26 protein-coding genes are annotated in these 26,449 nt (G+C 48.6%); 21 read left to right on the top strand and 5 right to left on the bottom strand.

What is annotated here, in order from left to right; all coding sequences use genetic code 11:
- The first annotated feature begins 98 nt into the window (after positions 1–98).
- From FGS84_RS31855 to FGS84_RS23560, 9 genes are all read left to right on the top strand, one after another.
- On the top strand, positions 99–200 hold the full coding sequence (locus FGS84_RS31855; RefSeq protein ID WP_347563879.1) for a Flp1 family type IVb pilin: 102 nt from the start codon (positions 99–101) through the stop codon (positions 198–200).
- Positions 200–2,200, top strand: coding sequence for a DUF5702 domain-containing protein (locus FGS84_RS23595; protein WP_138310767.1), 2,001 nt, complete (start codon positions 200–202; stop codon positions 2,198–2,200). Before FGS84_RS31855 ends, FGS84_RS23595 begins: the two co-directional genes overlap by 1 nt.
- A gap of 239 nt (positions 2,201–2,439) precedes the next feature.
- The gene (locus FGS84_RS23590) at positions 2,440–3,237 is read left to right on the top strand and encodes a hypothetical protein (protein WP_243130051.1); all 798 of its coding nucleotides are present in this window, start codon (positions 2,440–2,442) and stop codon (positions 3,235–3,237) included.
- A 108-nt stretch (positions 3,238–3,345) separates the two neighbouring features.
- Positions 3,346–3,870 (top strand): prepilin peptidase, encoded by a 525-nt coding sequence (locus tag FGS84_RS23585; protein WP_138310766.1) that lies wholly within the window; start codon positions 3,346–3,348, stop codon positions 3,868–3,870.
- Positions 3,867–4,259, top strand: a complete 393-nt coding sequence (locus FGS84_RS23580; protein WP_138310765.1) for a hypothetical protein — start codon at positions 3,867–3,869, stop codon at positions 4,257–4,259. The genes FGS84_RS23585 and FGS84_RS23580 overlap by 4 nt, the downstream gene beginning before the upstream one ends.
- Positions 4,246–5,835, top strand: a complete 1,590-nt coding sequence (locus FGS84_RS23575; RefSeq protein ID WP_243130049.1) for a DUF6382 domain-containing protein — start codon at positions 4,246–4,248, stop codon at positions 5,833–5,835. The genes FGS84_RS23580 and FGS84_RS23575 overlap by 14 nt, the downstream gene beginning before the upstream one ends.
- A 226-nt stretch (positions 5,836–6,061) precedes the next feature.
- The gene (locus tag FGS84_RS23570) at positions 6,062–6,637 is read left to right on the top strand and encodes a rhomboid family intramembrane serine protease (protein WP_347563878.1); all 576 of its coding nucleotides are present in this window, start codon (positions 6,062–6,064) and stop codon (positions 6,635–6,637) included.
- Between the two features lie 42 nt (positions 6,638–6,679).
- Positions 6,680–7,096 (top strand): HIT family protein, encoded by a 417-nt coding sequence (locus FGS84_RS23565; RefSeq protein WP_138310763.1) that lies wholly within the window; start codon positions 6,680–6,682, stop codon positions 7,094–7,096.
- Between the two features lie 5 nt (positions 7,097–7,101).
- The gene (locus tag FGS84_RS23560) at positions 7,102–7,653 is read left to right on the top strand and encodes an RNA polymerase sigma factor (protein WP_138310762.1); all 552 of its coding nucleotides are present in this window, start codon (positions 7,102–7,104) and stop codon (positions 7,651–7,653) included.
- 2 nt (positions 7,654–7,655) lie between these two features.
- Here the strand turns inward: FGS84_RS23560 and FGS84_RS23555 are convergent, their stop codons facing one another.
- Complete coding sequence (locus FGS84_RS23555; RefSeq protein WP_138310761.1) at positions 7,656–8,720, bottom strand: undecaprenyldiphospho-muramoylpentapeptide beta-N-acetylglucosaminyltransferase; 1,065 nt, start codon at positions 8,718–8,720, stop codon at positions 7,656–7,658.
- A gap of 137 nt (positions 8,721–8,857) precedes the next feature.
- Between FGS84_RS23555 and FGS84_RS23550 the strand changes: the two genes are divergently transcribed.
- Positions 8,858–9,664, top strand: a complete 807-nt coding sequence (locus FGS84_RS23550; protein WP_347563877.1) for a hypothetical protein — start codon at positions 8,858–8,860, stop codon at positions 9,662–9,664.
- A gap of 15 nt (positions 9,665–9,679) precedes the next feature.
- Positions 9,680–10,198, top strand: coding sequence for a hypothetical protein (locus FGS84_RS23545; protein WP_138310760.1), 519 nt, complete (start codon positions 9,680–9,682; stop codon positions 10,196–10,198).
- A 76-nt stretch (positions 10,199–10,274) separates the two neighbouring features.
- Here FGS84_RS23545 and FGS84_RS23540 read toward each other — a convergent pair whose 3' ends face one another.
- Positions 10,275–10,517: a TIGR03905 family TSCPD domain-containing protein gene (locus FGS84_RS23540; RefSeq protein ID WP_138310759.1), complete on the bottom strand. Its 243-nt coding sequence runs from the start codon at positions 10,515–10,517 to the stop codon at positions 10,275–10,277.
- Positions 10,518–10,661: 144 nt separating this feature from the next.
- Between FGS84_RS23540 and FGS84_RS23535 the strand changes: the two genes are divergently transcribed.
- The 4 genes from FGS84_RS23535 (at position 10,662) to FGS84_RS23520 (ending at position 14,903) form a co-directional block, all read left to right on the top strand.
- Positions 10,662–11,357: a 5'-methylthioadenosine/adenosylhomocysteine nucleosidase gene (locus tag FGS84_RS23535; RefSeq protein WP_138310758.1), complete on the top strand. Its 696-nt coding sequence runs from the start codon at positions 10,662–10,664 to the stop codon at positions 11,355–11,357.
- A 121-nt stretch (positions 11,358–11,478) separates the two neighbouring features.
- Positions 11,479–12,411: a hypothetical protein gene (locus tag FGS84_RS23530; RefSeq protein ID WP_243130047.1), complete on the top strand. Its 933-nt coding sequence runs from the start codon at positions 11,479–11,481 to the stop codon at positions 12,409–12,411.
- 237 nt (positions 12,412–12,648) lie between these two features.
- Complete coding sequence (locus FGS84_RS23525) at positions 12,649–13,398, top strand: hypothetical protein (RefSeq protein WP_138310757.1); 750 nt, start codon at positions 12,649–12,651, stop codon at positions 13,396–13,398.
- A gap of 155 nt (positions 13,399–13,553) precedes the next feature.
- Positions 13,554–14,903 (top strand): glucose-6-phosphate isomerase, encoded by a 1,350-nt coding sequence (locus tag FGS84_RS23520; RefSeq protein WP_138310756.1) that lies wholly within the window; start codon positions 13,554–13,556, stop codon positions 14,901–14,903.
- Between the two features lie 111 nt (positions 14,904–15,014).
- Here FGS84_RS23520 and FGS84_RS23515 read toward each other — a convergent pair whose 3' ends face one another.
- The 3 genes from FGS84_RS23515 to FGS84_RS23505 all read right to left on the bottom strand — a co-directional run bounded on the left by FGS84_RS23515 (position 15,015) and on the right by FGS84_RS23505 (position 19,252).
- Positions 15,015–16,373 (bottom strand): MATE family efflux transporter, encoded by a 1,359-nt coding sequence (locus FGS84_RS23515; protein ID WP_138310755.1) that lies wholly within the window; start codon positions 16,371–16,373, stop codon positions 15,015–15,017.
- A gap of 78 nt (positions 16,374–16,451) precedes the next feature.
- On the bottom strand, positions 16,452–17,279 hold the full coding sequence (locus tag FGS84_RS23510) for a MerR family transcriptional regulator (RefSeq protein ID WP_138310754.1): 828 nt from the start codon (positions 17,277–17,279) through the stop codon (positions 16,452–16,454).
- A gap of 53 nt (positions 17,280–17,332) precedes the next feature.
- A complete protein-coding gene (locus tag FGS84_RS23505) occupies positions 17,333–19,252 on the bottom strand; it encodes a sigma 54-interacting transcriptional regulator (protein ID WP_138310753.1) in 1,920 nt (639 codons plus the stop codon).
- 240 nt (positions 19,253–19,492) lie between these two features.
- On the opposite strand from FGS84_RS23505, the gene FGS84_RS23500 reads away from it, so the two are divergent.
- The 6 genes from FGS84_RS23500 to FGS84_RS23475 all read left to right on the top strand — a co-directional run bounded on the left by FGS84_RS23500 (position 19,493) and on the right by FGS84_RS23475 (position 26,447).
- Positions 19,493–21,106, top strand: coding sequence for a glutathione ABC transporter substrate-binding protein (locus tag FGS84_RS23500; protein ID WP_138310752.1), 1,614 nt, complete (start codon positions 19,493–19,495; stop codon positions 21,104–21,106).
- A gap of 113 nt (positions 21,107–21,219) precedes the next feature.
- Positions 21,220–22,140, top strand: coding sequence for an ABC transporter permease (locus FGS84_RS23495; protein WP_138310751.1), 921 nt, complete (start codon positions 21,220–21,222; stop codon positions 22,138–22,140).
- A 14-nt stretch (positions 22,141–22,154) separates the two neighbouring features.
- Entirely contained in the window at positions 22,155–23,069 is a 915-nt protein-coding gene (locus FGS84_RS23490) for an ABC transporter permease (RefSeq protein ID WP_138310750.1), read from the top strand.
- Between the two features lie 30 nt (positions 23,070–23,099).
- Positions 23,100–24,458 (top strand): M20/M25/M40 family metallo-hydrolase, encoded by a 1,359-nt coding sequence (locus FGS84_RS23485; RefSeq protein WP_138310749.1) that lies wholly within the window; start codon positions 23,100–23,102, stop codon positions 24,456–24,458.
- A gap of 62 nt (positions 24,459–24,520) precedes the next feature.
- The gene (locus tag FGS84_RS23480; protein WP_138310748.1) at positions 24,521–25,504 is read left to right on the top strand and encodes an ABC transporter ATP-binding protein; all 984 of its coding nucleotides are present in this window, start codon (positions 24,521–24,523) and stop codon (positions 25,502–25,504) included.
- A complete protein-coding gene (locus FGS84_RS23475) occupies positions 25,497–26,447 on the top strand; it encodes an oligopeptide/dipeptide ABC transporter ATP-binding protein (protein ID WP_138310747.1) in 951 nt (316 codons plus the stop codon). Before FGS84_RS23480 ends, FGS84_RS23475 begins: the two co-directional genes overlap by 8 nt.
- Positions 26,448–26,449: the final 2 nt, after the last annotated feature.

The raw sequence follows: 26,449 nt of genomic DNA, 5'->3' as shown, positions 1-26,449 counted from the left end.
TTTACTAAATTAAAAAGAAAAATAATTTACACATCGGAGTGATGTGAAAGATAAAGCAAGTATTTTCAAGCATTCCGGGGCAGGTACTGGATTTTATCGTGGTGCTCATTGGCCTGGTCATTATATTTAAGAAGCAGATAACCACCCTGCTTCAGAATATATTTAAGGAGATAAACAGCCAGTCAAAAGAGGTGTATTAATGTGCAGAAAAGGTGAGATTACGGTATTTCTGGCAATGATACTGTTCAGTGTCTGTGCACTGCTGTGTGTGGTGGTGGAATCGGCCCGCACAGCAGGAGCCAGGTGCTATCTGCGGATGGCAGTAAATTCATCCGCAGATTCCCTTATGGCCCAGTATCACAGGGAACTGTGGGACCATTACCGGATATTGGGGCTTGAGTATGACAGGGCAGAGACACTGGAGCAGGAGTTCGGGGAATTTCTAAGGCCCTATATGGAAGCCGATAACTGGTATCCCATGAAGGCGGACCGGATTACGATAACAGATATAACAGGCCTTACCCAGGGGGATGGGAGGTATTTTGAGCAGGAAATACTGGATTACATGAAGTATGGGCTGATTGATGCGGATTGGGACGAGCTGGATGAAGCCGGCGCAGGAGAGCTGTTGTCGGCCTGGAAGGAGGGAAACAGCGTTAACCGCATATCAGAACTGTATTCCGCCCATTCCAGGGAAGCTGTAAAACTGGAAAAGGCCCTGGAGGCAATCAACAAAACACTTCTGACCCAGAAGGAACGGTGGGAACAGGGTAAAACATGCCTGGAACAGCTGGATGGAGGCGGGTTTATTTCCCAGGCCAATAAAATGATACGGGAGCTGGAACGGCTTCCGGGTCAGATAAAATCTTACGGAAAAAGAGCCGATGAGCTGTATGAAAAACTGGCCGGAAGCAGGGAACGGTTTTGGGAGGAAGCCGGCGCCCTAAGCGGGGATGTAAAGGCTGCCCTGGAGGATGAAATCAGCCAGTATGAGTCATATGCTGCCCGGGACGGACAGCGCCGAATAGAGGTTGAAGCGCTGACAAATCTGAGCCAGGACCGGATTCAGTGGGTTGGGAATGTAATTGACATGGCGGAGGAGGTAATGGAGTATATCAGCAGCTGGGAGCCGGAGGATAAGGACGACGAATTAGATGAGGCGGCACTGTGGATGCCGGTAAGGGAACACTGGTCCCGGTACGGCATGCTCTCGCTGGGAGTGGAATTTGGAGTCCGGGATAAGGAAAAGGAAGGCTTTCTGGAACAGGTGGGCAACATGGCGGGAAAGGGAATGCTGGAGCTGGTATTGCCGGAAGGAACCGTTGTTTCAGGGACAGTCCTCAGGCTTTCCGGCACGCCGTCTGCACAAAGGAAGGCTGAAGGCGCAGGCGGGAAGGAAAAGGGTCAGGGGGATGGTTTTAAAAGCACCGGCTTTTTAACCGGGGTCAGTACGCTGGTGCAGCGTCTGGTGATAGGGGAATATGACATCCGTTTTTTTCAGGGGTTTGAACAGGAGATGCAGAAAGGGGAATTTTACCAGCTGGAGTATATCATTCATGGAAAGGACAGAGACAGGGATAATCTGAGCAATGTGGCCGCTCGCCTGACTGCTCTCAGGGAGGGACTGAACCTGGTGCATATCCTTTCAGATTCCGGCAAGCGCCAGGAGGCGCGGAGCCTGGCCCTGACCATAGTGGGGGGAACAGGGATACTGCCTCTTGTATCAGTGGTGGCGTTCTTTATCATGGCGGTATGGGCCCTTGCAGAGGCGCTGCTGGATGTAAGGCACCTGCTGGAGGGGAAAAGGGTACCGGTTTTTAAGACGGCATCTGACTGGAAACTGGATTTGGCCGGACTGTTGGAGATGGGGAAAGAGGGGAGCCTGATTGATAGGGAAGAAGGCGGAAATGGGAAAGGCATTGATTACAAAGGCTATCTGCGGATACTTATATTCGGCAGTTATGATACGGATTTGGTTTACCGGATGATGGATGTGATGCAGCTTGTGACAGCAGGTAAACAGCCGGAATTTTCTATGGAAAACTGTGCCTGCACAGTGGATGTGGAAGCATTGGTCAGTGGAAAACATGTATTTTTTTCTAATGGATTGTGGAAAAGTCAGGGAAAGGAAGGTGGGTACACGTATGACACGCAAATGGCAGTAGCGGGAAGTTACCTGGAAGCCTATAAAGACCCGTAAAAGCCGATGGAAATGACAAGTACCGGTTTATCAGGAATAGGGAAAGGAGGTTCATGATGATGTCCTTTTTTCTGGTGCAGAATATAAAATTAAAATCGTATGGTCCAGATAGCAAAACAATAAATAATAAAACAACAAATAATAAAACAGCAGATAAAAATACAACCGCACCTCTCCAAGTACGTAGAAGCTGTCGCCTGCTCCATGAAAAAAGGGCATTATCATGGAGCTCCTGCCAGATGCAGGGAAGCCTTTCAGTAGAGGCGGCCCTCAGTCTGTCCCTTTTCCTGTTTTTGTGCTTCTGCCTCATCATGCCCATGAAGATGCTGGACCGTCAGAGGCAGATTCAGGCTGTGATGGAGTCCGTGGGAGAGGAACTGAGCCAGTATGCCTATGTGGAATACTGTTTCCGTACCGCGGGAGAGGGCAGGACGGAAGTGGATGTGGGGAGGTGGGAGGATACGGATTCCTCTGTCCTGGCTGCAGCTTATGCTTCTGCCAGGATACTGGGAAGCGTTAACAGGGAGTGGATAGAGGCTGTATCGTTTGCAGGAACGGATATAGGAACGGACGAGATGGTCCATATAGTGATGAATTACAGGATGCGGCTTCCCTTTTCCGTATTGGGAATCAACAGTATTCCCGTGAAGCAGGTGTGCAGCCGCAGAATGTGGAATGGGTCGGATGGCGGACGTTTTGGAGGTGGAGACGGAAATGGTGGTGAAGAGGAGGATGAGACGGTATATATTGGTAAGAATTCCACCCGCTACCACCGCTTAAGGACCTGCCACTATCTTTATAATAATTTAAAGGCAGTGGATGTGAGGGGTGTGGGGGAGCTGCGGAATGAGTCCGGAGGAAGGTATTCGCCCTGCAGGACCTGCGGCTCAGGAAGCAGCGGTACGGTATACGTCATGCCCTATGGTACAAGCTATCATATGTCTAAGAGCTGCCGGTCCATTATTGCGTATGTTCAGGCAGTACCATTGCCGCAGGTGGAATATTTGGGGGAGTGTTCGTACTGCAGAGGAAAATAATATGGCTGCAGAAGAAAATAATATAGTTGCAGAGAAAAAATATGGCTGCACAGAAAAATAGTATAAGGCCGGGGGTGCGTTTGGTTGGGGATACTGGGTGGTGATTGGATGGAACAGCTTGCGGCAGGACATGAAGTGGCAGGAGTAATGCTGCGCTGCGGTTTCTTGCTGACACTGGTGGCCGGAGCATGGCAGGACATGAGAAACCGCAAAATTAAAATTAGTCTGATTGCGATGTCCGGAACCGGAGGCGCTGTTTTACGCGTTCTGTATATTGTACTGGATACAGCCGTCACCTATCAGGGGGGAGGACGCCTACAGCTATTTGGTTTGGCGATGGGGCGGCTTATGGATACTGTCCTGGCAATGGCGGTAGGGGGAGGATTGCTTCTCCTTTCCCGGATGACAAAAGAGGCTGTGGGGAAAGGCGATGGATGGTTCTTCCTGGTATCGGGTATTTATCTGGGGGCAATGAAAAACCTGGCGCTATTGGCAGGCGGTTTGGGCGCTTGTTTTTTACTGTCCATAGTTTTGATGCTTAAGGGAATCATACAGGGAACAGATATGGGGAAGCTGCGCATTCCTTTTCTTCCATTCCTGGTTCCCGCAGGAATCGGGGTGATGTTCATATGAAGGGAAAAACACTGAATGGGAGCCTTACAGTTGAGGCAGCATGGATTATGGCCATGGTATTGCTGTGCATATCGCTGATGCTCCAGCATGGGGGACGTATTCATGATGAAACCAAGGCTGCCATGGGCCTCCATGAGGCAGTGGAAAGGGGACGCCATGGAAGTGTGCAGGAACTGGAGTCTACCGTATCTGCTGCCCGGAATCATCTGGGCCGCCTGATGTCCTTTCCTGACTGCAGTCTGACAGTAAAGGAAAAAGGACGGAGGATATATGGAAAAGGCAGCGGTGGAACATGGGAAAAGGAGATTGATGCGGGGGTATTCCGCCCGGAGATATTCCTGCGCAGGATTACTTTAATTGAAGGGCTGGTCAGGGATGATGGAAATTAGCTACAGGAGGGAAGCAAAACGGAATTATCTGGTAGCAGGGCCGACAGGGAATGAACCTGGCTATGAGGCGGGATATGAAGCCAGAATGCTGGCCCACAATGAGATTCGGGGACTGCTGAGAATGTATATAACATATCAGGATGGGCGGCCCTCATATTGCTATGACATTACATCCAGACAGCCCCTAAGCCGGCTGCTGGATACCCGTTTTATAACCAGGGACGAGATATGCCAGCTGTTGATTCAGATTCATGGGGCATTAAACGGTATGGAAGAGTACCTTTTGGATGCTGGCGGGGTCCTGATGGAGCCGGAATATATTTATGTGGAACCGGAGCTGTTCCAGACCGGTTTGTGTCTGGTGCCCGGTGTTCAGGGGGATTTTCAGGACAAGCTGAGCCGGCTCCTGCAATATATTCTGAAAAGGATAAACCACAAAGACCGGGAGAGCGTAGTCCTGGCTTATGGGCTATATCAGGAAAGCCTTAAAGAAAACTGCGGAATGGAGGATTTGCTGGGCCTGATTGCAGCGGAGCGGAGAAAGGGGAAAGACAGGGCGCTATTTAAGGAGACTCCGGAGGATTCTGCGGAGATGGGAGAATTCCGGGAGCAGGCGTGTTGGGAGAAGGTAGAGAAGGAGGAAAAGGGGACAGGCAGAGGACAGAAGGAACCGCGGGGGGAGGAGGCCGGCGGAGGGCGTAAGAAAACACAGGGGGAGGAAGCAGGCAGAGGACGGAAGGAGACGCGGGGGAAGGAGACTGGCAGAGGACGGAAGGAGACCCAGGGGCAGGAGACTGGCAGAGGGCGGAAAGAAAGAGGAACCAAGGAGCAGCATGGAACGCTGCATAGTGAACTGGATAAGAGTGCAGGCAGGAAACGTTTCATGCGCCAGATAATCCTATGGCTGGCAGCCGTGATATTCCCTCCATTGGCGCTGTGGCTGTTCAAAGGGAGGACAGCGGTCTTTGATAATTGGATTCTGTTTGCGGCAATGGACGGAGGCCTATTGCTTGCGTTGCCGGCATTTAATATATGCAGGCTGTTGATTGCCTCAAGGGCTGTAAAGGGAAAAGAGACAGAATCAGGAGAAGAACAGGACCCGTGGAGAATTTTGTATGAGGATGAAGAGGAGGAAGACGGGGAGTTCGGTAATCAGCCGTTTCAGATATACCGGAATGAGGATGAGAATCAGGATGAAAATAAAAATTTACAAAATAAGACGGAAAGAAATACCGGTGAATGCTTTCAGACCGCCCTTTTATCAGAACGGCCGGCAGAAGGGGAGGACGTCCGGCGTTTATCTGCCCTGAATGGTTCGGATGAGGATATTACCATATCCTATTACCCCTTTGTAATTGGCAAGCACAAGGATTTGGCCGATTATGTGCTCATGAAGGATACAGTGAGCCGTTTTCATATAAGATTAGATGAAGAGAATGGGCATTATAGTGTAACAGACCTTAATTCCACCAATGGTACCAGGGTCAGAGGCCGTCTGCTGGAGGCAAATGAGACAACACAGCTGGAGCCGGGAGACCAGATATTTATGGCCGACCATGGATATATGTTTCACTGACAGAACAGAGCGGCCCGGCATTCTCCTTCCACTTAAAAAATCCAATTGCAGGAGCATGGTCACAGAAATACTAAATAGCAAGAGGAGGGGCATAAAAAATAACTTTATTGCGTCAAAGCCACTTAACAAGTCCTTTAAAGTATGTTAAGATTATATATCATTGAGGATGTGAGGAATAAGGATGGTTACAGGCATAAACAGGAACAGGCCATATGTTAATATTGCGTTGGTAGCAGTCAACGTATTGGTATTTCTGTATCTGGAAGCCATCGGCTCCACTGAGGATGGAGTATTCATGGTAAGGCATGGGGCTGTATTTGCACCCTTTGTTATCCTCGGTGGAGAGTACTACAGGCTGTTTACTGCCATGTTCCTGCACTTTGGAGTCAGCCATCTGGCAAATAATATGCTGGTTCTGCTGGTGCTGGGCGAGAAGATGGAAAAGGCGCTTGGTCATATCAAATATTTGATATTTTACCTTGCCAGCGGTGTTGCTGCCAACGGCATCTCCCTGGCTGTCCAGGTACGGACAGGGGCGGCCAGTGTGTCTGCGGGAGCTTCAGGCGCAATCTTCGGTGTGGTAGGCGGTCTGGTCTATGTGATTGCCATTCATCATGGTCAGTTGGACGGACTAACCAACAGGCAGCTGGGTTTCATGGTTCTGCTGACGCTTTATCATGGGTTCACTTCAGCAGGGGTGGACAATGTGGCCCACATAGGAGGCCTGATTTCCGGCTTCATTTTAGGTATCCTGCTTTATCGGAGAAAACGTGCTGCCGGTATTTCCGGTATGGCTGGATAGAATGCAGGCTGTGTTAACCGCAGCGGAAGGAGGATTTTCAGAATGACAGATGACAATTGTATTTTTTGTAAAATAGCGGGCGGGGTGATTCCGTCAACCACTCTGTATGAGGATGAAGAGTTTCGCGTGATTCTGGATTTGGGACCGGCGTCCAGAGGACATGCCCTTATTCTTCCAAAACAGCATTTTGCAGATGTATGCGCACTGGATGGGGATACAGCCGCCAAGGTACTTCCTCTGGGTGCCAAGATTGGCTCTGCGATGAAGAAATCTCTTGGATGTGCGGGATTCAATCTGGTTCAGAATAATGGAGAAGCAGCCGGGCAGACTGTGTTCCATTTCCACATGCATGTGATTCCAAGATATGAAGGAGGTCCGGCCATGGTCAGTTGGGCTCCGGGAAAGGCTTCGCCGGAAGAATTGGCAGAGGTTGCGGATAAAATCAAAGGCTGTCTGTAATTGCAATGAAGATTGAGAAGATGGATTCAGAAGATAAGAAACTGTTTGAGGAAATGTATCTGGAATATGAGGTATACCTGAGAAGGATAGCTTATGTGAACGATATTCCTGTGGATTATATTGAGGATGTGGTACAGGATACATTTGTCTCATATGCCCGCTATAAATATTCCCTGGATATGGCCGAGGAAAGTAAGAGGGCGCTGCTGATACGTATTCTAAAAAGCCGGTGTATGGATTTCCACCGCAAGATGAAGTACAGGAGCTATGGGGAATTGGACGAAGAGGCATATAACAGTGAGGAGTATCCGGCTCACGATAAGGCTGCCAATCTGCCGGATTATGTAGTCAGCAAAGAGAGATGCGAGGCGATTATTAAGGAAATCGAGAGGATGCCTGAAAACTGGCGTCAGGTCGCGACGCTCAGATTGATAGAGGGACGGCCGACAAGGGAAGTATGCGCTATGTTGGATATTACAGAAAAGGCATGCTATTCCAGAGTCAGCCGTATCAGGAAGTACCTAGAAGAACTGCTAAAAAGAGATAATTGGCCCTAAGGTTATTTCACACATGATTCAATGAGAGATACAACTGTTTTAACAGCATTGTTCAGACTGCTTTGTTCCATGGCCTGAATATAGGTATTGCGGTTTAAATATAAATCGTTAATCGCATTAAACAAAGAGTCATCAGACAATGCTTCCTCTTCCAGAACCTTGCTGAATCCTTGTTTTGCAAAGGAATTGGCATTGAGAATCTGGTCTCCGCGGCTTGCCGCTGCTGACAGGGGGATGAGCAGGTTCGGTTTGCGCAGTGCCAGAAGTTCGCAGATGGAATTGGCTCCAGCCCTTGATATGACAAGGTCGGCTGCCGCAAACAGATGCTTTAGGGGAGCGTCAACGTATTCATACTGTACATATCCGTCTGTTCCAATCCGGTTCTCATCCAGATTGCCTTTGCCGCAGATATGTATTACCTGATAGCTGGGCAGAAGACGGGGAAGGATGTTGCGGACTGCTGTGTTAACGGCTACAGAGCCCAGACTTCCGCCTATGACAAGAAGTACTGGCTTGTGGGCGGACAGATGGGCATAAGTGAGCCCGGACAGCCGGTCGCCCTGGAGCAGTTCCTCACGGATAGGAGAGCCTGTAAGCACAGCTTTGTCAGATGGAAGGTACTTAAGGGTTTCCGGGAAATTACAGCAGACTTTGCAGGCGGAGGGAATGCATATTTTGTTGGCCAGTCCTGGCGTCATATCGGATTCATGTATGATGACAGGAATTTTGTAATGCTTGGCAGCAAGAACCACGGGAACTGCAACAAAGCCGCCCTTGGAAAAAACTACATCCGGTTTATGGCGTTTTAAGAGCCGTCTGGCCTCCGTGTAACCCTTGACAACGCGGAATGGGTCGGAAAAATTCTTGATATCAAAGTATCTGCGCAGCTTGCCAGAGGATATGCCATCATAGGGAATGCCTGCATTTTCAATCAGCTTGCGTTCCATACCCTGGTATGAACCGATATAGCGGATTTCGTAACCAGCCTCCTTCAGTGAAGGGAGCAGGGCCAGATTGGGGGTAACGTGTCCGGCAGTACCGCCGCCGGTTAAAATGATTTTTTTCATAAAAACCTCCTAAAGAATACGATATGCTGGGGAATCCGGCATTCACAAACGTCTACTATTATAGTAAGCATTAAACGCAAAAAGTCAACCCTAAAGGCAAAGGGAACTTTAGGAGATTTGGTAAACAGAGGTGTCACGTGGGAGATTATAAAAGAGATTCAGAACAGGACAATTCTATGGACTGCCCGATTTGGGGAACGGATGATATATCAGATGAAGAACTGTTAAAAGAATTTGAAGCAGTCAAGCATATGGCCGTCCCCCTTCCCATTCCGTCCCCATCACCAGACGAATTTGAGAAAATCTGGACAAGGATACAGGAAGAAAGGGCTGAGTCAAAGAATGTACCGGAATCCAACCAACCAGAGCACCCCAAGGTTATCAGACCGAGGTTTGGCTGGAAGCGGTTGGCTGCGGTTGGTTTAATTGCCTGTCTTGTGGCAGGGAGTGGATGTATGGTGGCTATGGGGACGAAGTCGTATTTTTATCGGGAGAAGGAGTTGGGGGATGGACAAGGTATTTTTGTAAATGATTCATTTAAGGCTGAGGTCAATGGGGAGGATGAGGCTTATGAGGTTATTGGGGAGGAGCTGAATATCAAACCACTTAAATTGGGTTATATACCACCGGATATGGATTTTTTAGGTTTATATATAGAAAATGGAATAGCATATATGAAATTTAATTATAAGCAAGAAAATGTTTTTCTAATACAGTCAAAGTACGATAAGAAAGTTTCATATAACTATAAAGGTGATTCCCAATATAAATTAAATATTTATAATAAATGGATTGGAGAAAATTTAGATATCCATAGAGAAATGTTATCTAACGAAAAATTAAGATATGATACATCAGTAATATTAGATGGTTCATATTACTCTATTTCAGGTGTTATCGATGAATCAGCGTTTCTACAAATTGTGGAGAGATTAACATTTTAAAAAGGAGATGTACAAATGAAAAAGTATATAGTTACAATTTTGAGCAGTATTCTTATTTTGTCTATGACGACATTAACTGTTTATGCTAAACCATATAACCCAAATGACTATACCTCGGTTAATGAGGTTTCTGAATTATTACCAAAGTCTATACGACAAAGTAAGGTTTCTGAATTTGCTAAAGCAAGGGGCGATTTTTTTATGAGAGCTGATTTAGCAATTTCTGATGAAGGTAATGGGGATATTGGTGCAGTAGCTATTGGATTTTTAGCCATACCAGTAGATGAGGCATACATTACAGTTTATTTGGATAGATGGGATGAAACATCCGAACGCTGGAGACAGGTAACATATTATGACGCTGAATATTATGCAAAAGATTATCCTGAAGGATTGGATACCCCTACAGTAAACATTACATTTAAAGGTCAGGAAAAGGGTTATTATTATCGATTAAGAGGGGTATTCTCAGCTGTTTATAATGATAAATTTGAAGGTTTTAGCCCAGTTACAGCAGGAATTTTCATTGATTAGTAAGATACGAATTGTGATAAGTAATATACTAAAAAGGAAAGGAGAACTATATTTATTCTCCTTTCCTTTAACACTTTTACCGCCCTTTAAACTGCTTCAACGCCCTAGCCAACTGGTCCGGGCAAGACGTAGGTCTTGGCCCGCACTGGATTCCGTCCAGCCTGCGGATGGCCTCATCCACGTCCATGCCCTCGATGAGGCGGGACAGGCCCTGTGTATTGCCGGAGCAGCCGCCTATGAATTGGACATTGGTCAGTTTATTATCTTTCACTTCAAAGGATATCTCCCTGGAACAGACCCCTTGTGTTTTATATCTCATGTGTAGTGCCTCCTGTAATAAATTCATGTATATCCGATTATGCCTTATGCAAAAGATAATGTCAAGTGAGAACAAGCTTTGAACTTGAAAATCTGCGGGCTTCCTATATAATAGAAGAATAGTACAAGACAGAAGGAGGTAATTATGCTAGGAATTATTGGAGCCATGGACGAGGAAGTGGCTATGATTAAGGCGCAGTTGACAGATGTGCAGGTGGAGACAAGGGCTGCCATGGACTTTTATAAAGGAAAACTGGAGGGAAAGGAGGTAGTGGTGGTCCGCTCCGGCATCGGCAAGGTTAATGCAGCTATGTGTACTCAGATTCTGGCTGATATATACGGCGTAACGGGTGTGGTGAATACGGGAATTGCAGGTTCCCTGAAGGCTGAGATTGATATTGGGGACATAGTACTTTCCAGCGATGCGCTTCAGCATGACATGGATGCTACCGGATTTGGCTATGAGCCGGGACAGATACCCAGGGTAGAGACACTGGCCTTTAAGGCAGACGAGGGTCTTATACATCTGGCAGAGGGCTGCTGCGCCAGGGTAAATCCGGACATCCGCACCTTCGTGGGGCGCGTAGTGACCGGAGACCAGTTTGTCTCTGATAAAAACAAGAAAAAGTGGCTGGTAGATACGTTTGGAGGATATTGTACGGAAATGGAGGGGGCTGCCATTGCCCAGGCCTGCTATCTTAACTCTATCCCGTTCCTTATTGTGAGGGCCATCTCTGACAAGGCGGATGACAGCGCCACAGTGGATTATCCTGCTTTTGAAGCTAAGGCCATTGTCCACAGCGTAAATCTGCTTACTGAGCTTGTACGTTCCTTTTCTTAAATAAGGATTGATTGAAAATCAGATTGATATATAGCAGACACACATATAAAGATTCGCTAATAATTAGACCTCTGGATATGACGAAATTCAGAGGTCTGTTTTATAAGAGAGGGAGGTTGGTATGGGCAAGAAAAGGAAATGGATGATATTTGGAGGAACAGCAGTTGCTGTCATGGCAGCGTTTCTCTGCATTGCGGCCTTTTTCCTATATAAAGGGGTGACGCATTTCTTTGACAAGGAGACAGCGGCGGACCATTACCTGGAACAGATGGTGTCAGCGGCATCCCAGGGGGACCGGGAGGCCATGCGCTCCCTGTATTTGCCGGGAGCAGTGCCCGAAGAATATATGGAAAAAGAAATACAGGAAAATATGGATATATGGGGCGCAAGACAGATGGCCTCTTTTAAAAAGAGGGGATTAAATGTCCGGACCAGTACTGTAAAGGGTGTAAAGACCAAAACTGTGGAATGTACCTACAGGGTGAAGGCAGAGGACGGCCAGCTGTTTACAGCCGGCCTTAAGAGAATGGAGACATCGGACGGGAGCCGGGGAATCATCAGCTTTACCGTCAGGGACAGCGCATCCTTGGCGCCCCAGGGCACCCTGCGCACCATCGGTCATTGGAATGTATTTCAGTGGGGATTGTTCCTTCTGTCCCTGGCCATGATTTCCGCTACGATTATGACAGCCGTCATATGTTACAGGCAGAATCCGCGGTACAGGTGGGGATGGATTATATTGATACTCATAGCCTATCTCTCCATGGGGTTTTCTATCATACGTACGCCCGCCAGGCGGGAGTTTAAGGTCAACTGGGCGGCAGCTACGGTGAGGCTCAGCCGCTATGTCACATATGAAAACGGCAGCAGGGAGTTCCGCCTGTTTCTACCGGCAGGAATGGCTGTTTACTGGATTATGAAAAAACGGCTGGACCAGGAATCCAATCAGAAAGAGCATGGGGACCAGGAATCCGGCCGGGAAAAGCATGGAGAACGGGAATCCGGCCGGGAAAAGCATACGGATGCAGAAGGAAAATCCTGGCGTATACCTTAACTGTCTAAAGAAAAATCTCACCACTCAGAATCGTTTTTTAGGAGAATTTGGCGAACGATTCTAGGGACTCTCAACTTCCCAAATCAAAATCCGTTGCTATAATAGACTTTACCGGGAAACGCCTGACTGCAGGGGCGCTTCCCAAACCAGGCAGCGGCTGCAGCCAGCAGCCAGGGCCAAAACAATAATATTATATAGAAACGGGATGGAATCCGGGAAGAAAGGGGAGCTTTTACTATGATGAGCTTTTTACAAACAGGAAAGGCACTATACGTGCTGGCAGCAATCTGCCTGGCAGGGGTATTTACCAGGTTGATGGCAGGAAGCTTCTACAAACGATTAATTAAAGAAAGCACCAACATGGCATTGACTAAGAACAAATATCTGCGCGGATTGAAACAGAATGCAGAGGATACATATCGTATGAATCAGGGAATGAACAACACACGTGTATATCTGGAACGCCAGATGTACAGCCTGCGGACCTTTGGGATGTCCGTCAAGGGACTGGACAACCTGTCGGGGCAGCTGACACTTCTCTGCTTCCTGGCAGGCGGCGGAGCAGCATTTCTCTCTTATTGGTTTAGAAGTGATAATTATTATATTGTATTGTACGGCACCACAGGCATCCTGGCCGGCATGTTCACCATGCTGGTGGATTACGGAGTAAACCTGGAATCCAGGAGACAGCAGCTTCTGACCTGCCTCCAGGACTATCTGGAAAATGTGATGTGGCCGCGAATGAACCGGGAAGGCGCAGCAGAGCATGTGCCGGCCGTTACAGCTGAGGAGGACCGCAGGGAACCGGCTAATCTGCGCTCCATAGGAAGAGACCGCCGTTCAAATAGTAATAATAGAAGGGGGCTGGAGCAAACTGCTGCCAGCAGGGAAAAACAGGAAGAGAAGTCAAAGGATAATTGGCTTCAGGATTTAAATCCGGAACAAAAAAGAATGTTGGGGGAATTGCTGAAAGAATTCATTTCCTAAATAGGCTGACACCCAGGAATTTGCTTCCAGGGTCAGAAAGAAATGGTATTATAAGGGAAATTATGTTATAATTTAAGAGATAAGCGGCTTTACCGCAGCACTGATAGAATCATGGGCAGATGGTCCATGGACATAAGAAAAGGAGAGCGCGAGTTATGGGAAAGGAAGTTATGTTTGATTATTCCAAGGCAGCAGGATTCGTTTCTGCGGAAGAGATGGCCAACTTTAAGACCACAGTCATGAGTGCAAAGGAGACCTTGCTGAGCAAGACTGGCGCCGGTAATGATTTTCTGGGATGGATCGATTTGCCGGTAGATTATGATAAGGCCGAATTTGCAAGGATTAAGAAGGCGGCGGAAAAGATTCAGAATGATTCTGATGTCCTGCTGGTGGTAGGCATCGGCGGCTCCTATCTGGGGGCAAGGGCAGCCATTGAATTTCTGTCACACAGCTTTTATAATGTGTTACCCAAGAGCGTTCGCAAGACACCTGAGATTTATTTTGTAGGCAACAGCATCAGCAGTAAATATATCCGTGACTTAAAGCAGGTACTGGACGGCAAGGATTTCTCCGTCAACATCATTTCCAAGTCAGGCACTACCACAGAACCTGCAATTGCATTCCGTGTATTTAAGGAAATGCTCATTGAAAAATATGGCAGAGAAGAAGCCAACAAGCGCATCTACGCAACCACTGACAAGGCTAAAGGCGCCCTAAAGAACCTGGCAGACGAAGAAGGCTATGAAGAATTCGTTGTGCCGGATGATGTGGGCGGACGTTTCTCCGTATTGACGGCTGTAGGCCTTCTTCCGATTGCAGTGAGTGGAGCGGATATTGATAAGTTAATGGAGGGTGCTGCTTCAGGCAGGCAGAAAGCCCTGGAGACACCATATGAATCCAACGCAGCCCTTCAGTATGCAGCTGTGCGTAACATTCTGCACCGCAAGGGAAAGGCAGTTGAAATTGTGGCCAACTATGAGCCAAGCCTTCACTATGTGTCCGAGTGGTGGAAACAGCTCTATGGCGAGAGCGAGGGCAAGGACCAGAGGGGCATTTTCCCGGCGGCAGTGGATTTGACCACAGACCTTCACTCCATGGGACAGTTCATACAGGACGGAGCACGTATCATGTTTGAGACAGTTCTCAATGTTGAAGAATCTCCTGCCGAGATTCTTCTGAATAAAGAAGACGTGGATACCGACGGCATGAATTACCTGGCAGGGAAGAGTGTGGATTTTGTAAATAAGAGCGCCATGAACGGAACTATCCTGGCTCACACCGACGGCAATGTACCCAACCTGATGGTTAAGATTCCGGAGCAGAACGAGTTCTATCTGGGAGAGCTGTTCTACTTCTTCGAGTTTGCCTGCGGTGTCAGCGGATATATCCTGGGCGTGAATCCGTTTAACCAGCCGGGTGTGGAGAGCTACAAGAAGAACATGTTTGCATTGCTGGGTAAGCCTGGATATGAGGCTCAGAGAGAGGAACTGCTAAAGCGGCTGTAATGACGGTGCGGTTTCGGGATGACTGGCCGGTCATGCCATATGAATCTAAGTGAGATAAAAGCTTAACAGAGATACGGCATAGAGAAAAGGCCGTCCTGCTGATGGGGTGAGTCAGCAGGACGGCTTTTCGATTGCCCGGGCATCCTGTTTTAATTGCCGTATCACAAAGAACATGGTATACACTGCCATAAAGCCGGACACAGCGGGCGCAATCAATCCTATGACAAACAGGTTATCAGGGCAGTAGGTGTAGGCCAGCCATATGAGAGGCATTCTGAGGGCCAGGGCGCCGAAACAGCAGCTGACCATGGTAAAAACTGTTTTGGAACGGCCGTTCATAAAGCCGTTGAGACAGAATACAAAGGATACAGCCAGGTAATCAATGCTGCAGGAATGAAAGAAGGGGATTCCGGCCTCTATGATGTGGGGATTGGTGTTAAAAAGTCCAATCATGGTCCGGGGGGACAGCTGGGCCCACAGGAAGAAGACAGAGGAGGCCAGCACCGCGAATCCAATGCCGGCGGCCAGGGATTTCCTTGCCCGCCCCGGTTTTCCGGCGCCGTAGTTCTGGGCTGTGATGGCAGCCAGGGCGCTGGCGATGGAGGTGGCGGGAAGCATGGCAAACACATCGTATTTGCTGGCAATGCCAACTGCTGCAGCTGCATTTACCCCCAGACGGTTGGTGACCGAAGTCAGATACAGAAAGGACAGCCGGACCATGCACTCCTGGGAAGAGATGGGGATGCCCACCATGGCCAGCTCCTTCAGCCTGTCCCTGTCAATGCGCAGGTTTTTAAGGGTAAAGATAAATATGAACTTCTTCCTGTTAAGGTAGACAATGGAGCATATCATGCTGATGGATTGGGAGAGGACGGTTGCCAGGGCCGTGCCGGCCACGCCCAATCCCAGATACTTGACAAAAATAATATCGCCTGCAATGTTGAGCACACAGGACAGCGCCACAAAATACATGGGCCTGCGTGAGTCTCCGTACCCTCTTAATATGGCGCTGATGGCATTGTAGCCGCAGATGAAAAATATACCGCAGAAGCAGATGGTCACATACTGCCTGGCTTCATCCATGGAGGCGGCCGGCGTCTTTAAGGCTGCAAGTATGGTGTCCCTGAAAATCAGCATTCCAAAGGTCAGTGCCAATGCCACAACCGCAAATACGGACAGAGTGGTCCCGATGGTGCGGCAGGTCCTTTCATCATCCTTCATGCCGGTGTATTTTCCCACCAGTATGGTGCCGCCCAGGGTCAGGCCGGATACCATGCTGGTGATAATCTGGGTGACCTGGGTTCCGGTGGAAACCGCGGCCACGCTCTCCGGCGGGCAGTACCATCCGATGACCATCAGGTCCACAGCGCCGTAAAGGGCCTGTATCACATTGGCAACCAGAAATGGGACAGAGAACGCCAGCAGCACGTGAAATACATTTCCTTCTGTCAGCAGATTACTGTTTTTCATGTTGAACCTCTCCTCAATCTAACATTTGTTATGTATAAAAATAAACCCTCCAGTAACTAGAGGGTCAATAAGAAATGTCTAATTTTCTGATTTTCTTGAAAAAGGAATCTGTATTTCCGTCACATACCGGGACACATCATTGGTAAAGCCCGCGTCAATCAAGGTGATTTCCACGGAATCCCCGCAGCAGGAATAGCCCATCCGGTCCATGTATTCCAAAAGCAGTATATAGTGCTGGGACGCCTCCTGATGGGTGCCGGAAAAGCGGACGCTTATATAGTCCCCGGCCTGCAGATGCTGTTCCTCTCCCTGATAGTGGTCCTCCTTCTCGAGAAGTACAAAAATACCTGAAAATGATTCAAATCTCCGGGCCTTCAGATTAGCGGATGACAGGGACACGCCTACCTTGCCCAGGAACATTGCAGGTTCCAGCGTATTGGCCCTTTCCAGCTCACGGAGGGGGAATTCCAGGTCCTCTCCCAGTTTAATATCCTTGCGCAGATATGCAATGGGCCTCTGTTCCAAATGAAGGATTCTGATTTGGCCGCATTGTGTGTCCATGGCATCCTCCAGGGCCTTCAGGCGGTATTCCAGCTTCTGTTCAATCTGTATCAGTTCACTGATTTTTGCCTGTGTTTCTTCCCTCTGTTCTTTGAGCAGTGCCAGCATAATATCCACATCCCTGTTTTCAAAAAACAATGAAATTTTCTTGAGAGATACGCCCAGGGCCCGGAGATATTTGATGGTATTCAGCCGTTCAAACTGTCGGGTAGAGTAATACCGGTATCCGGTTTCCGGGTCTGTTGTCTCCGGGCGCAGGATGCCGATTCCGTCATAATAGCGCAGGGTACGTATGTTGATGCCGAAGAGTTCGGCCATTTCTCCGATTATAAATAGGTTTTTCATGATATCCCTCCGCTTGTGGTATAAAGTTGATACACACTGTATTTACAGATGTCTTAAGGCCGCCGTATACCGTGCTTTTTCATGCGTCTCCACAGGGTTGTCCGGTTAATGCCGAGCTTCTCAGCAGTCAGGGTCTGATTATAATTTGATTCTTCTAACATCCGAATCAGGAATTCACGCTCCCCATCCTGGTAAAAAGGCGGAATGGGCGTGTCCGCGGACTGGAATTTTGCCGGCAGCTCTTCGGGATGCAGCGCCTCCCGCATATCATCTGACGTTATTTCTTCTTTATCCATACATATAACAACCAGCCGTTCCGTGACATTTCTCAATTCGCGGATATTTCCGGGGAAATGGTAATCAGACAGCATCTGTATGGCTGCTGTGGCCACATGGGGGATGATTCTGCCCAATTGCCGGTAATACAGATTTAAATAATGGAGGAAAAGTATCTTGGTATCGCCGCAGCGCCTGCGCAAAGGAGGCAGGAACAGCTTCAATACATTCAGGCGGTATAAAAGGTCCTGGCGGAACCGCCCCTGCTCTGTTATGTGGCTCAGGCTGTGATTGGTGGCGGCAATGATACGTACATCCACGGAAATCACCCGGTCCCCGCCCACCCTCCGGACCTCATGCTCCTGGAGGACGCGGAGCAGTTTGCCCTGGATGCTGAGGGGGATTTCGGAAATTTCATCCAGGAACAGGGTTCCCTTGTGGGCCAGCTCAAAGAGGCCGGTTTTACCGCCCTTGGCTGTACCGGTAAATGCACCCTCCACATATCCGAACAGTTCGCTTTCCAGCAGGTTTTCCGGCAGTGCGGCGCAGTTGACTGCCACAAATGGACCGTTGCAGCGGGTGCTGGCATTATGTATGCTTTGCGCAAACAATTCCTTTCCGGTGCCGGTTTCCCCCTCTATAAGGATATTTGAGGAGACAGAAGCGAACTTTTTCGCTTTTTCGATTACATAATCTATTTCCGGGCTTTCATGGATAATATCATCAAAGTGGTAATGGGCGTTAAGCCCTTTATCAGTCATCTTCTTACGTATCTGGATTTCCACCTGCTGAATCTGTGTTACATCCTGGAAGGTTACCACGATACCGGTTATGCGGCTGTTGATAATGACAGGATGGATGGTGGCGTTGATTGTGTAGTTTTTCCACCGTATGAGCTGGTTGGGAAGCTCTGTTCCCGAATTTATGACAGCAGAAACCGGCTCTGAGAGGAAGGGGAAGGCGGACTGCAGGGAAAGACCCTGGAGCTTCTTCTTTGGCCCTGTGTACATCTTCAGGGCAGCGGGGTTGCATATTTTTATGGTCTGCTGTGTATCCACATATAATACCCCATCCATGGCTGTCTGGGTAATGGTGGTGAACATGGCCGAGCGTTCCCGTTCCATACGGACCACATCCACGGTACGCACAGCCTCGTCCAGGGCCCTGGTAACGGCCTCATTGCCCGTGCGTATGGTGACGGATGGAAGTCCCCTCTGGGAACAGATTAAATTGACGGAATATCCGCCTATGAAGGCAGTATAGCCGTCAGCCACAGCCTGGTCAATTGCTTTGGTAATGTCATCCGTGGATTCGGAATGGTAGCTTTTAATATCACAGTTTACAAAGCTGCCCAGTTCATCCGCCTCCGCAAGGGCGGTATAATTTCCAATAAATGCCACTTTCTTGGGTGAATAAAGAGTGATACACTCATTGAGAGCCCGAATCAAATCATAGGCCGTTATGGGAAGTTCTATGATAGGGAGTTCCGGGGTCATCCTGCGCAGGCCGCAGGCCGTGTAGCCGCGGGCTATAATGACATCGCTGTGGGCGTTAAATGAAAATGTTTCAAGCTCATCGGCCGTGCGCATCTCGATTCTTTTTCTCAGCCTTGCCCGGAGGGGGTGATTCTGGAAAATTTTGTTGACCCTTTCCTCCAATTCCGGATAGGGGATAATAAAAATGATATTTATCAGCATAAAGTACCTCCTGGATGATGCAACGCACGCAACGTTGCTTCAATACTACAACACTGTTGCGAAAAACACAAGAAGGATTTGAAAAATAATTTTCTTTAATCAGTCACAATTTAATGGCAGCTTATGGCTATTTGCAGTGAATTGTGTAATTATATATATGTTGGCATGTGATTTGCTAGTTATATAAGTATCCAAGAAAGGCCCTAACCGGCTCTGTATAAAATCATAGGAGGAATGACAATGAAAAAAAGAACAGTAAAGGTTTTAGCAATGGCTATGGCATCCCTGTTTGTTTTGAGCGCATGCTCCGGGACAGCCAGTAACCAGACAAGTACGGGGGAGGCAGCCGGCACAGCCGATACAACTGCCTCCGCATCGGCAGGCCAGTCCACGGCAGGCCAGTCCACGGCAGGCAATCATTTTACGTATGTGATAGGTACGGAGCCCCTTACCATGGATACCCATCTCATGAGTGATGCAAATACCGGCCGTGTATCTGTGCAGATACATGAGAACCTGGTGAAACGGGATTTGGAAGGCAATTTCCAGCCGGTACTGGCAACGGAATGGTCCCCAAATGAGGATGCAACCGAGTGGACCTTTAAGTTAAGGGAGGGAGTTACGTTCCATGACGGCGAACCCTTTAATGCCGAGGCAGTGAAATACAATATTGAGCGTCTTAAGGACCCTGCAACAGGCTCACCCAAGTCTTCCCTGGTGAATATGATTACGGATTTTGAAATTGTCAATGACCACGAAATTAAATTTATCCTGGACCAGCCCTGCGCGGTAATTCCGGCCATGGTCAGTACATACAGTACGGGCATGATGAGTCCGAAGGCCCTGGAGGAGTATGGGAAGGATTACAGCACCCATGCAGCGGGCACCGGTCCCCTTAAACTGAAGGAGTGGATTCCAGGCACTTCCATGTCCCTGGAGAAAAATGAAACCTATTGGGGGACCCCGGCAACGGCAGAAACCATTGATATAAAGATAATTGCCGAGGATTCTGCAAGGGCAATGATGCTTAAGACAGGTGATGCAGATGTTGCAGCTAACATTCCAAGTGTTTTAGTGGATGAGCTTCAGAGCGACCCCAATGTTGAGGTGGAGATGGTTCCCGGTTACCGCACTATTTATCTGGGACTGAATTTCCAGGATGAGAAGCTTGCAAATCTGAAGGTCCGCGAGGCAATTGACTATGCAATTGACCGCGACGCCATCATCAATGGCATTTTAGGGGGATATGTGACCTTCCCGTCTACCGGAGTTATCTCATCTTCAATCCAGAATGCAAAACCGGGAATTGGAGACGATTATAAATACGACCCTGAAAAGGCAAAACAGTTATTGGCAGAGGCCGGTTATCCGGACGGATTTACCACAAAGATTAATACTCCTGAAGGCAGGTATGCAATGGACCGCCAGGTTGCAGAAGCCATCCAGGCCATGCTGTCACAGGTAGGCATTACAGCAGAGGTTAATGTTCTGGACTGGGGCGCTTATACGGAAGCAGCAGCTGCCGGAGATACGGAAATCTTCCTGTTAGGAAAGGGATGCGCAACCGGAGATTTGGCCCAGGACCTTATGTATAATTACAGGTCAGGGGAGCTTCAGAACTATACATTCTACTCCAACCCTGAATATGACAAGGTATGCGAGGAGCAGCAGCGTACGGCAGATGAGTCTGCCCGCAAGGAACTGCTGTATAAGATGCAGGACATCATCCATGAGGACCGGGCGTCCGTCATCCTGTATTATGAGAACCAGACATTCGGCACAAGGGCAGACGTATCAGGACTGGTTATCTATCCGAATGAGACAATTGAACTGGCATATCTGAACAGAAAGTAATGTGATAAAAACAGGATATAGAACAATGTAATCTGTAAATGCAATATAAAAAAATGGTTCCCTCCCCCGGATGTATCCCGGGGAGGGAAGTTAAGAAAGGAACAGGGCGGTCAATGGCAAAATATATTTTTAAACGAATGTTGTCTTTGATTCCAGTGCTTATTGTAGTCTCCCTTTTAGTATTTCTGATGGTACATATGATGCCCGGCGACCCGGCCCGGCTAATAGCAGGTGAGCAGGCTACAACGGAGGACGTGGAGCGGATTCGGGTGGCGTATGGATATGATAAGCCTCTGTACGTACAGTATTTTAAATATGTTGGAGGTATTCTCCAGGGGAATTTTGGCACATCTACAAGAACCGGCCGGCCTGTGGCAGAAGAGCTGGCAGTACGTTATCCAAATACTCTTTTATTGGCAGCCACATCCACAATTGTGGCAATCATAGGCGGTGTAGGGATTGGCCTGCTGTCAGCCGTGAAACGGTTTTCCATATGGGATAATCTATGTATGTTCCTGGCCCTGATAGGCCTTTCCACACCGGCATTTTATCTGGGTCTGATGCTGATGCTGGTTGTCTGTGTCAAGCTTCAATGGCTTCCTATTACACCCCAGTCCACTGCGCTGAGCCTGATTTTGCCTACGGTGACTCTTTCGTCCAGAAGTCTGGCGACCATTGCCCGTATGACCCGCTCCAGTACCCTGGAAATATTGGGTCAGGATTACATCCAGACCGCCAGGGCCCAGGGATTCAGCAAAAGAAAGGTCATATTCGGATGTGCGTTAAAGAATGCCATGAATGCCATTGTGACGGTTGCCGGACTTCAGTTTGGCCTTTTGATTGGCGGAGCCGTCATTACAGAGAAGGTATTCGGATGGCCGGGCCTGGGAGATTTAATCGTGACGTCAATCAAGGCAAGGGACTTTCAGGTGGTGCAGTCAGCCATCCTGGTTATTGCCGCATCGTTTGTGATTGTTAATTTGATTGTAGACCTTCTGTATGCAGTCATCAATCCAAGAATCAAATTGTCCTGATGGGAGGGAGACGAATGCCGGAGAAGACAGAGAATCCAGCAGCTGAAGGCGCTTTGCAGGCGGATATCAAGATTTCCAAATCGTATCAGATTAAGCGCTTCTGGCATAATTTTAAAAAGAGAAAAATCGCTGTTTTAGGCCTGGTGATTGTACTGCTGTATGTGGCTATAGCAATTGCCGCGCCTTGGATTGCTCCTTATGACCCGGAGGAGGCTAACTTCAGCATCATGCTGAAAGCCCCGGGGACCATAGAAGGGCATCTGCTTGGAACGGATGAGCTGGGACGTGATATCCTGAGCCGTCTTGTTTATGGGGCCAGAATTTCAATTGGCATCGGCGTTACGGTGGTTCTGGCTGCATTTTTTATTGGGGTGCCCCTGGGTATCGTGTCAGGCTACTATGGAGGAAAGATGGATTTCATGCTGATGCGTATCATGGATGTGCTGATGGCATTTCCGCAGCTGCTCCTGTGTATTTTGTTCGTGGCAGTGCTGGGGGCCAATCTTACTAATGCGGTCATGGCTGTATCAATCTATACAGTGCCGAATTTTGCGCGCATGGCCCGAAGCGAGACACTGGCGATTAAGAATGGGGAATATATCGAGGCAGCCAAAGCCCTGGGCGCCAACAATTTCCGGATTATCGTATCACATATCCTGCCCAACATTATGTCGCCGTTAATTGTTCTGGCTACTTTGAATTTCGGAAATGCGGTATTAACTACATCCGGAATGGGATTTTTAGGAATCGGCGCCCAGCCGCCCACACCGGAGTGGGGAGCAATGCTGTCCAGCGGACGCCAGTATCTGTTGGTGGCCCCCCATGTGACCAGTATCATTGGTCTGGCAATCCTTTTCCTGGTATTGGGACTGAACCTGTTTGGCGACGGCTTAAGGGATATTTTAGACCCTAAGCTTAAGAGTGACTGATAAAACAGACAATGAATGTGAGGCATTGGAATGAAAGAGATTTTCGATTACATAGAACAGCATAAGGAAGCGTATTTAGAGGAACTATTTACATTTTTGCGGTGTAAGAGCATAAGCACCAGGGATGAGGGAGTGGAGGAATGCGCAGAGCTTCTTGCCGGAATCATGGAGAAAAGCGGTATCAGGGCTTCCATTTTTCCCACGGACAGGCATCCCATTGTATATGGAGAGCGCATGGAAGATGCATCCCTTCCCACCATGCTGGTATATGGCCACTATGATGTGCAGCCGCCGGAACCTCTGGAGGAGTGGAAGAGCGACCCGTTTGAACCGGATATACGGGACGGGAAGATATTCTGCAGAGGCGTATCAGACGATAAGTCACAGCTTTTCACCCATATTAAAGCTGCCCAGGCATGGGCAGAGGTGAAGGGAAAGCTTCCTGTCAATGTAAAGTACCTTTTTGAGGGTGAGGAAGAAATCGGAAGCCCTGATTTGCTGACCTTTGTGGAAAGCCATAAAGAACTGTTGAAATGTGATGTATGTTTCTATTCGGACAGCCACTATCATGAAAGCGGCAGGCCGCAGATTAACTTAGGTGTAAAGGGTCTTTGCTATGCGGAGATTACATTGAGGGAAGCCGAGACAGACCTGCATTCCATGATGGCGACCTGTATACAGAATCCTGCATGGAGGATGGTAAAGCTTCTGAATACAATGCGGGATGCAGAGGGCAATATCACCATTGATGGGTTTTATGATGATGTAAGGCCGCTGAGCCAGCTGGAAATAGATGCAGTATCTAAGATTCCGTCAGATGAAGAGGTCTTAAAGAAACAATATGGAGTGGACCATTTTATAAGGGGAAGGAAGTCAGATAATTTCTATTATAATCTTATATTTGAACCTACCTGCAATATTGCAGGATTATCATCTGGTTTTACCGGAAATGGGTCCAAGACCGTGCTGCCAAGGGAAGCGGTTGTAAAGATTGACATGCGCCTGGTTCCGGGACAGACTCCGGAAAAGATATACAGGACACTGCGCCGTCATCTGGATAACCATGGGTTTAAGGATGCAGAGCTTAAGCATTATGGGATGGTTACCCCGTCAAGGACGCCGGTGGACCATCCGTATGTGGAAGTGGCAGCCCAGGCCCTGCGGGACGGGTTTGAGGAAGAACCCATTATTTTCCCCGGAATTGGGGGAGTGGCTCCGGATTTTGTGTTCACCGGCCATCTGGGAGTTCCCAGTATTGTGATTCCCTATGCCGCGGCAGACCAAAAGAACCATGCACCCAATGAAAGTATGGTTTTGAGCGGATTTTTCAAGGGAATCCGTACATCGGCAGCATTGCCGTATTATCTGGCAAAAAAGAGGCAGGCATGAGCCTGAAAGATTTGTGCGGCTGTCCGTGATTGGCAGTACAGCCGCTGAAAGGGGAAAAGGATATGAGCGAGAACCTGCTTGAAATAAAAGATTTAAGCATTGAATTCCGCACATATGACGGAGTGGTGAAGGCAATCAACCACATGTCATTTGATGTGCCCAGGGGAAAGACCGTGGGACTTGTGGGGGAGACAGGGGCAGGTAAGACCACCACGGCCCTGTCTGTCATGGGATTGGTGCCAAATCCGCCCGGGGTCATCACATCTGGCTCCATCCTGTTTGAGGGCACGGATTTGCTGAAGCTGAATGAGTCGGCCATGTGCCAGTACCGGGGAAAGAAAATAGGAATGATATTCCAGAACCCCATGACATCCCTAAATCCGGTTTACACGGTAGGGCACCAGATTAGCGATGTCATCAAGCAGCATCAGGATGTAGACCAGAAGGAGGCCTGGAAAAGGGCCGGCGATATGCTGGAAATCGTGGGGATTCCCAGGGAGCGCCTCACAAACTATCCTCATGAGTTTTCTGGAGGTATGAAGCAGAGGGTGTGCATTGCCATGGGACTGTCCTGCAATCCCCAGCTTCTCATTGCAGATGAGCCCACCACTGCGCTGGATGTGACTATCCAGGCCCAGATTCTGGAATTGATGAAGGGCCTGAAGGAGAAATATAAGACTTCTACCATATTTATTACCCATGCCCTGGGGGTTGTGGCGGAAATTGCAGACTATGTGGTAGTTGTTTATGCAGGGTGTGTGATTGAGAAGGGAACCATACAGGAAGTGTTTGAACAGCCGTCCCATCCATATACACAGGGACTGTTCGGATGTCTCCCTGATATTGAGTCGGAGGAGTCCGCCATGCTTCACGTAATCAGGGGGTCCATGCCCGACCCCATGGAATTGCCTGCGGGATGTAAATTTTGTCCGAGATGCGACAAGGCCATGGATATATGCAGGACAACAGAGCCGGAGGACATGTCCATCGGCGGGGAGCACACTGTAAAATGTCATTTATACAGAAAGGAAGAACAGTATGAGTGATACGATTTTAGAGGTTCACAACTTGAAGAAGTACTTTAAGGTGCCTGCAGGTACGCTCCATGCAGTGGATAATGTGAGTTTCCATATAGATAAGGGGGAGACGTTAGGACTTGTAGGGGAAAGCGGGTGCGGAAAATCCACGGTAGGCCGGGTGGTCCTGCGTCTGATTCCGCATACGGACGGCCAGGTCATATACCAGGGGGAGGATATTCTTTCCTATGATAACAGGAAGATGCAGGGATTGAGAAAGAAAATGCAGATTATATTTCAGGACCCCTATTCCTGTCTGGACCCCAGAAAGACCATCGGACAAATCATTGCAGAGCCGCTGCGTATACATAAGACATATCCGGCCGGGGAGATTAATGACAGGGTACTGGATTTGATGGCAAAGGGCGGTGTCAGCAGAAAATTATTTAACAGCTATCCCCATGAACTGGACGGAGGACGGCGCCAGAGGGTGGGTATCATAAGGGCGCTGGCCCTGAATCCGGAATTCATCATATGTGACGAACCGGTGTCATCCCTGGATGTATCCATACAGGCCCAGATACTTAACCTGCTCCAGGAACTTCAGAGCACAATGGGGCTGACCTATCTGTTCATATCCCATGACCTGAGTGTGGTTCGCCATATCAGCAACCGGATATTAGTAATGTATCTGGGACAGATGGTGGAAATATGCGATTCCAGGGAGCTCTTTAAGAATCCCGTGCATCCTTATACTAAGGCGTTGCTTTCCGCGGTCCCCATTGCCAAGTATGGCTATAAGAGGGAACGGATTCTGTTGGAGGGGGATGTGCCCAGCCCAATTAATCCCAAGCCTGGCTGCAAATTCGCCAACCGCTGTCTGATGTGCCAGGATATCTGCAGGCGGGAAGAGCCGCCTGTGTATACGGTGTCGCCCGGACATCAGGTATGCTGCCACATGGCGGAGCATTAAAA

Origin of the sequence: Clostridium sp. 1001271st1 H5, assembly GCF_005845215.1 — a bacterium.
Classification (GTDB): Bacteria; Bacillota; Clostridia; order Lachnospirales; family Lachnospiraceae; genus Enterocloster.
The sequence above is the reverse complement of the archived record's forward strand: the minus strand, read 5'-3'. Positions and strand labels throughout refer to the sequence as shown.

Excerpts from the sequence above, each read along its gene's own strand:
- FGS84_RS23595 (WP_138310767.1), top strand. The coding sequence starts at position 200 with ATGTGCAGAAAAGGTGAGATTACGGTATTTCTGGCAATGATACTGTTC.
- FGS84_RS23590 (WP_243130051.1), top strand. The coding sequence starts at position 2,440 with ATGCAGGGAAGCCTTTCAGTAGAGGCGGCCCTCAGTCTGTCCCTTTTC.
- FGS84_RS23585 (WP_138310766.1), top strand. The coding sequence starts at position 3,346 with ATGGAACAGCTTGCGGCAGGACATGAAGTGGCAGGAGTAATGCTGCGC.
- FGS84_RS23580 (WP_138310765.1), top strand. The coding sequence starts at position 3,867 with ATGAAGGGAAAAACACTGAATGGGAGCCTTACAGTTGAGGCAGCATGG.
- FGS84_RS23575 (WP_243130049.1), top strand. The coding sequence starts at position 4,246 with ATGATGGAAATTAGCTACAGGAGGGAAGCAAAACGGAATTATCTGGTA.
- FGS84_RS23565 (WP_138310763.1), top strand. The coding sequence starts at position 6,680 with ATGACAGATGACAATTGTATTTTTTGTAAAATAGCGGGCGGGGTGATT.
- FGS84_RS23560 (WP_138310762.1), top strand. The coding sequence starts at position 7,102 with ATGAAGATTGAGAAGATGGATTCAGAAGATAAGAAACTGTTTGAGGAA.
- FGS84_RS23555 (WP_138310761.1), bottom strand. The coding sequence starts at position 8,720 with ATGAAAAAAATCATTTTAACCGGCGGCGGTACTGCCGGACACGTTACC.
- FGS84_RS23545 (WP_138310760.1), top strand. The coding sequence starts at position 9,680 with ATGAAAAAGTATATAGTTACAATTTTGAGCAGTATTCTTATTTTGTCT.
- FGS84_RS23540 (WP_138310759.1), bottom strand. The coding sequence starts at position 10,517 with ATGAGATATAAAACACAAGGGGTCTGTTCCAGGGAGATATCCTTTGAA.
- FGS84_RS23535 (WP_138310758.1), top strand. The coding sequence starts at position 10,662 with ATGCTAGGAATTATTGGAGCCATGGACGAGGAAGTGGCTATGATTAAG.
- FGS84_RS23530 (WP_243130047.1), top strand. The coding sequence starts at position 11,479 with ATGGGCAAGAAAAGGAAATGGATGATATTTGGAGGAACAGCAGTTGCT.
- FGS84_RS23525 (WP_138310757.1), top strand. The coding sequence starts at position 12,649 with ATGATGAGCTTTTTACAAACAGGAAAGGCACTATACGTGCTGGCAGCA.
- FGS84_RS23520 (WP_138310756.1), top strand. The coding sequence starts at position 13,554 with ATGGGAAAGGAAGTTATGTTTGATTATTCCAAGGCAGCAGGATTCGTT.
- FGS84_RS23515 (WP_138310755.1), bottom strand. The coding sequence starts at position 16,373 with ATGAAAAACAGTAATCTGCTGACAGAAGGAAATGTATTTCACGTGCTG.
- FGS84_RS23510 (WP_138310754.1), bottom strand. The coding sequence starts at position 17,279 with ATGAAAAACCTATTTATAATCGGAGAAATGGCCGAACTCTTCGGCATC.
- FGS84_RS23505 (WP_138310753.1), bottom strand. The coding sequence starts at position 19,252 with ATGCTGATAAATATCATTTTTATTATCCCCTATCCGGAATTGGAGGAA.
- FGS84_RS23500 (WP_138310752.1), top strand. The coding sequence starts at position 19,493 with ATGAAAAAAAGAACAGTAAAGGTTTTAGCAATGGCTATGGCATCCCTG.
- FGS84_RS23495 (WP_138310751.1), top strand. The coding sequence starts at position 21,220 with ATGGCAAAATATATTTTTAAACGAATGTTGTCTTTGATTCCAGTGCTT.
- FGS84_RS23490 (WP_138310750.1), top strand. The coding sequence starts at position 22,155 with ATGCCGGAGAAGACAGAGAATCCAGCAGCTGAAGGCGCTTTGCAGGCG.
- FGS84_RS23485 (WP_138310749.1), top strand. The coding sequence starts at position 23,100 with ATGAAAGAGATTTTCGATTACATAGAACAGCATAAGGAAGCGTATTTA.
- FGS84_RS23480 (WP_138310748.1), top strand. The coding sequence starts at position 24,521 with ATGAGCGAGAACCTGCTTGAAATAAAAGATTTAAGCATTGAATTCCGC.
- FGS84_RS23475 (WP_138310747.1), top strand. The coding sequence starts at position 25,497 with ATGAGTGATACGATTTTAGAGGTTCACAACTTGAAGAAGTACTTTAAG.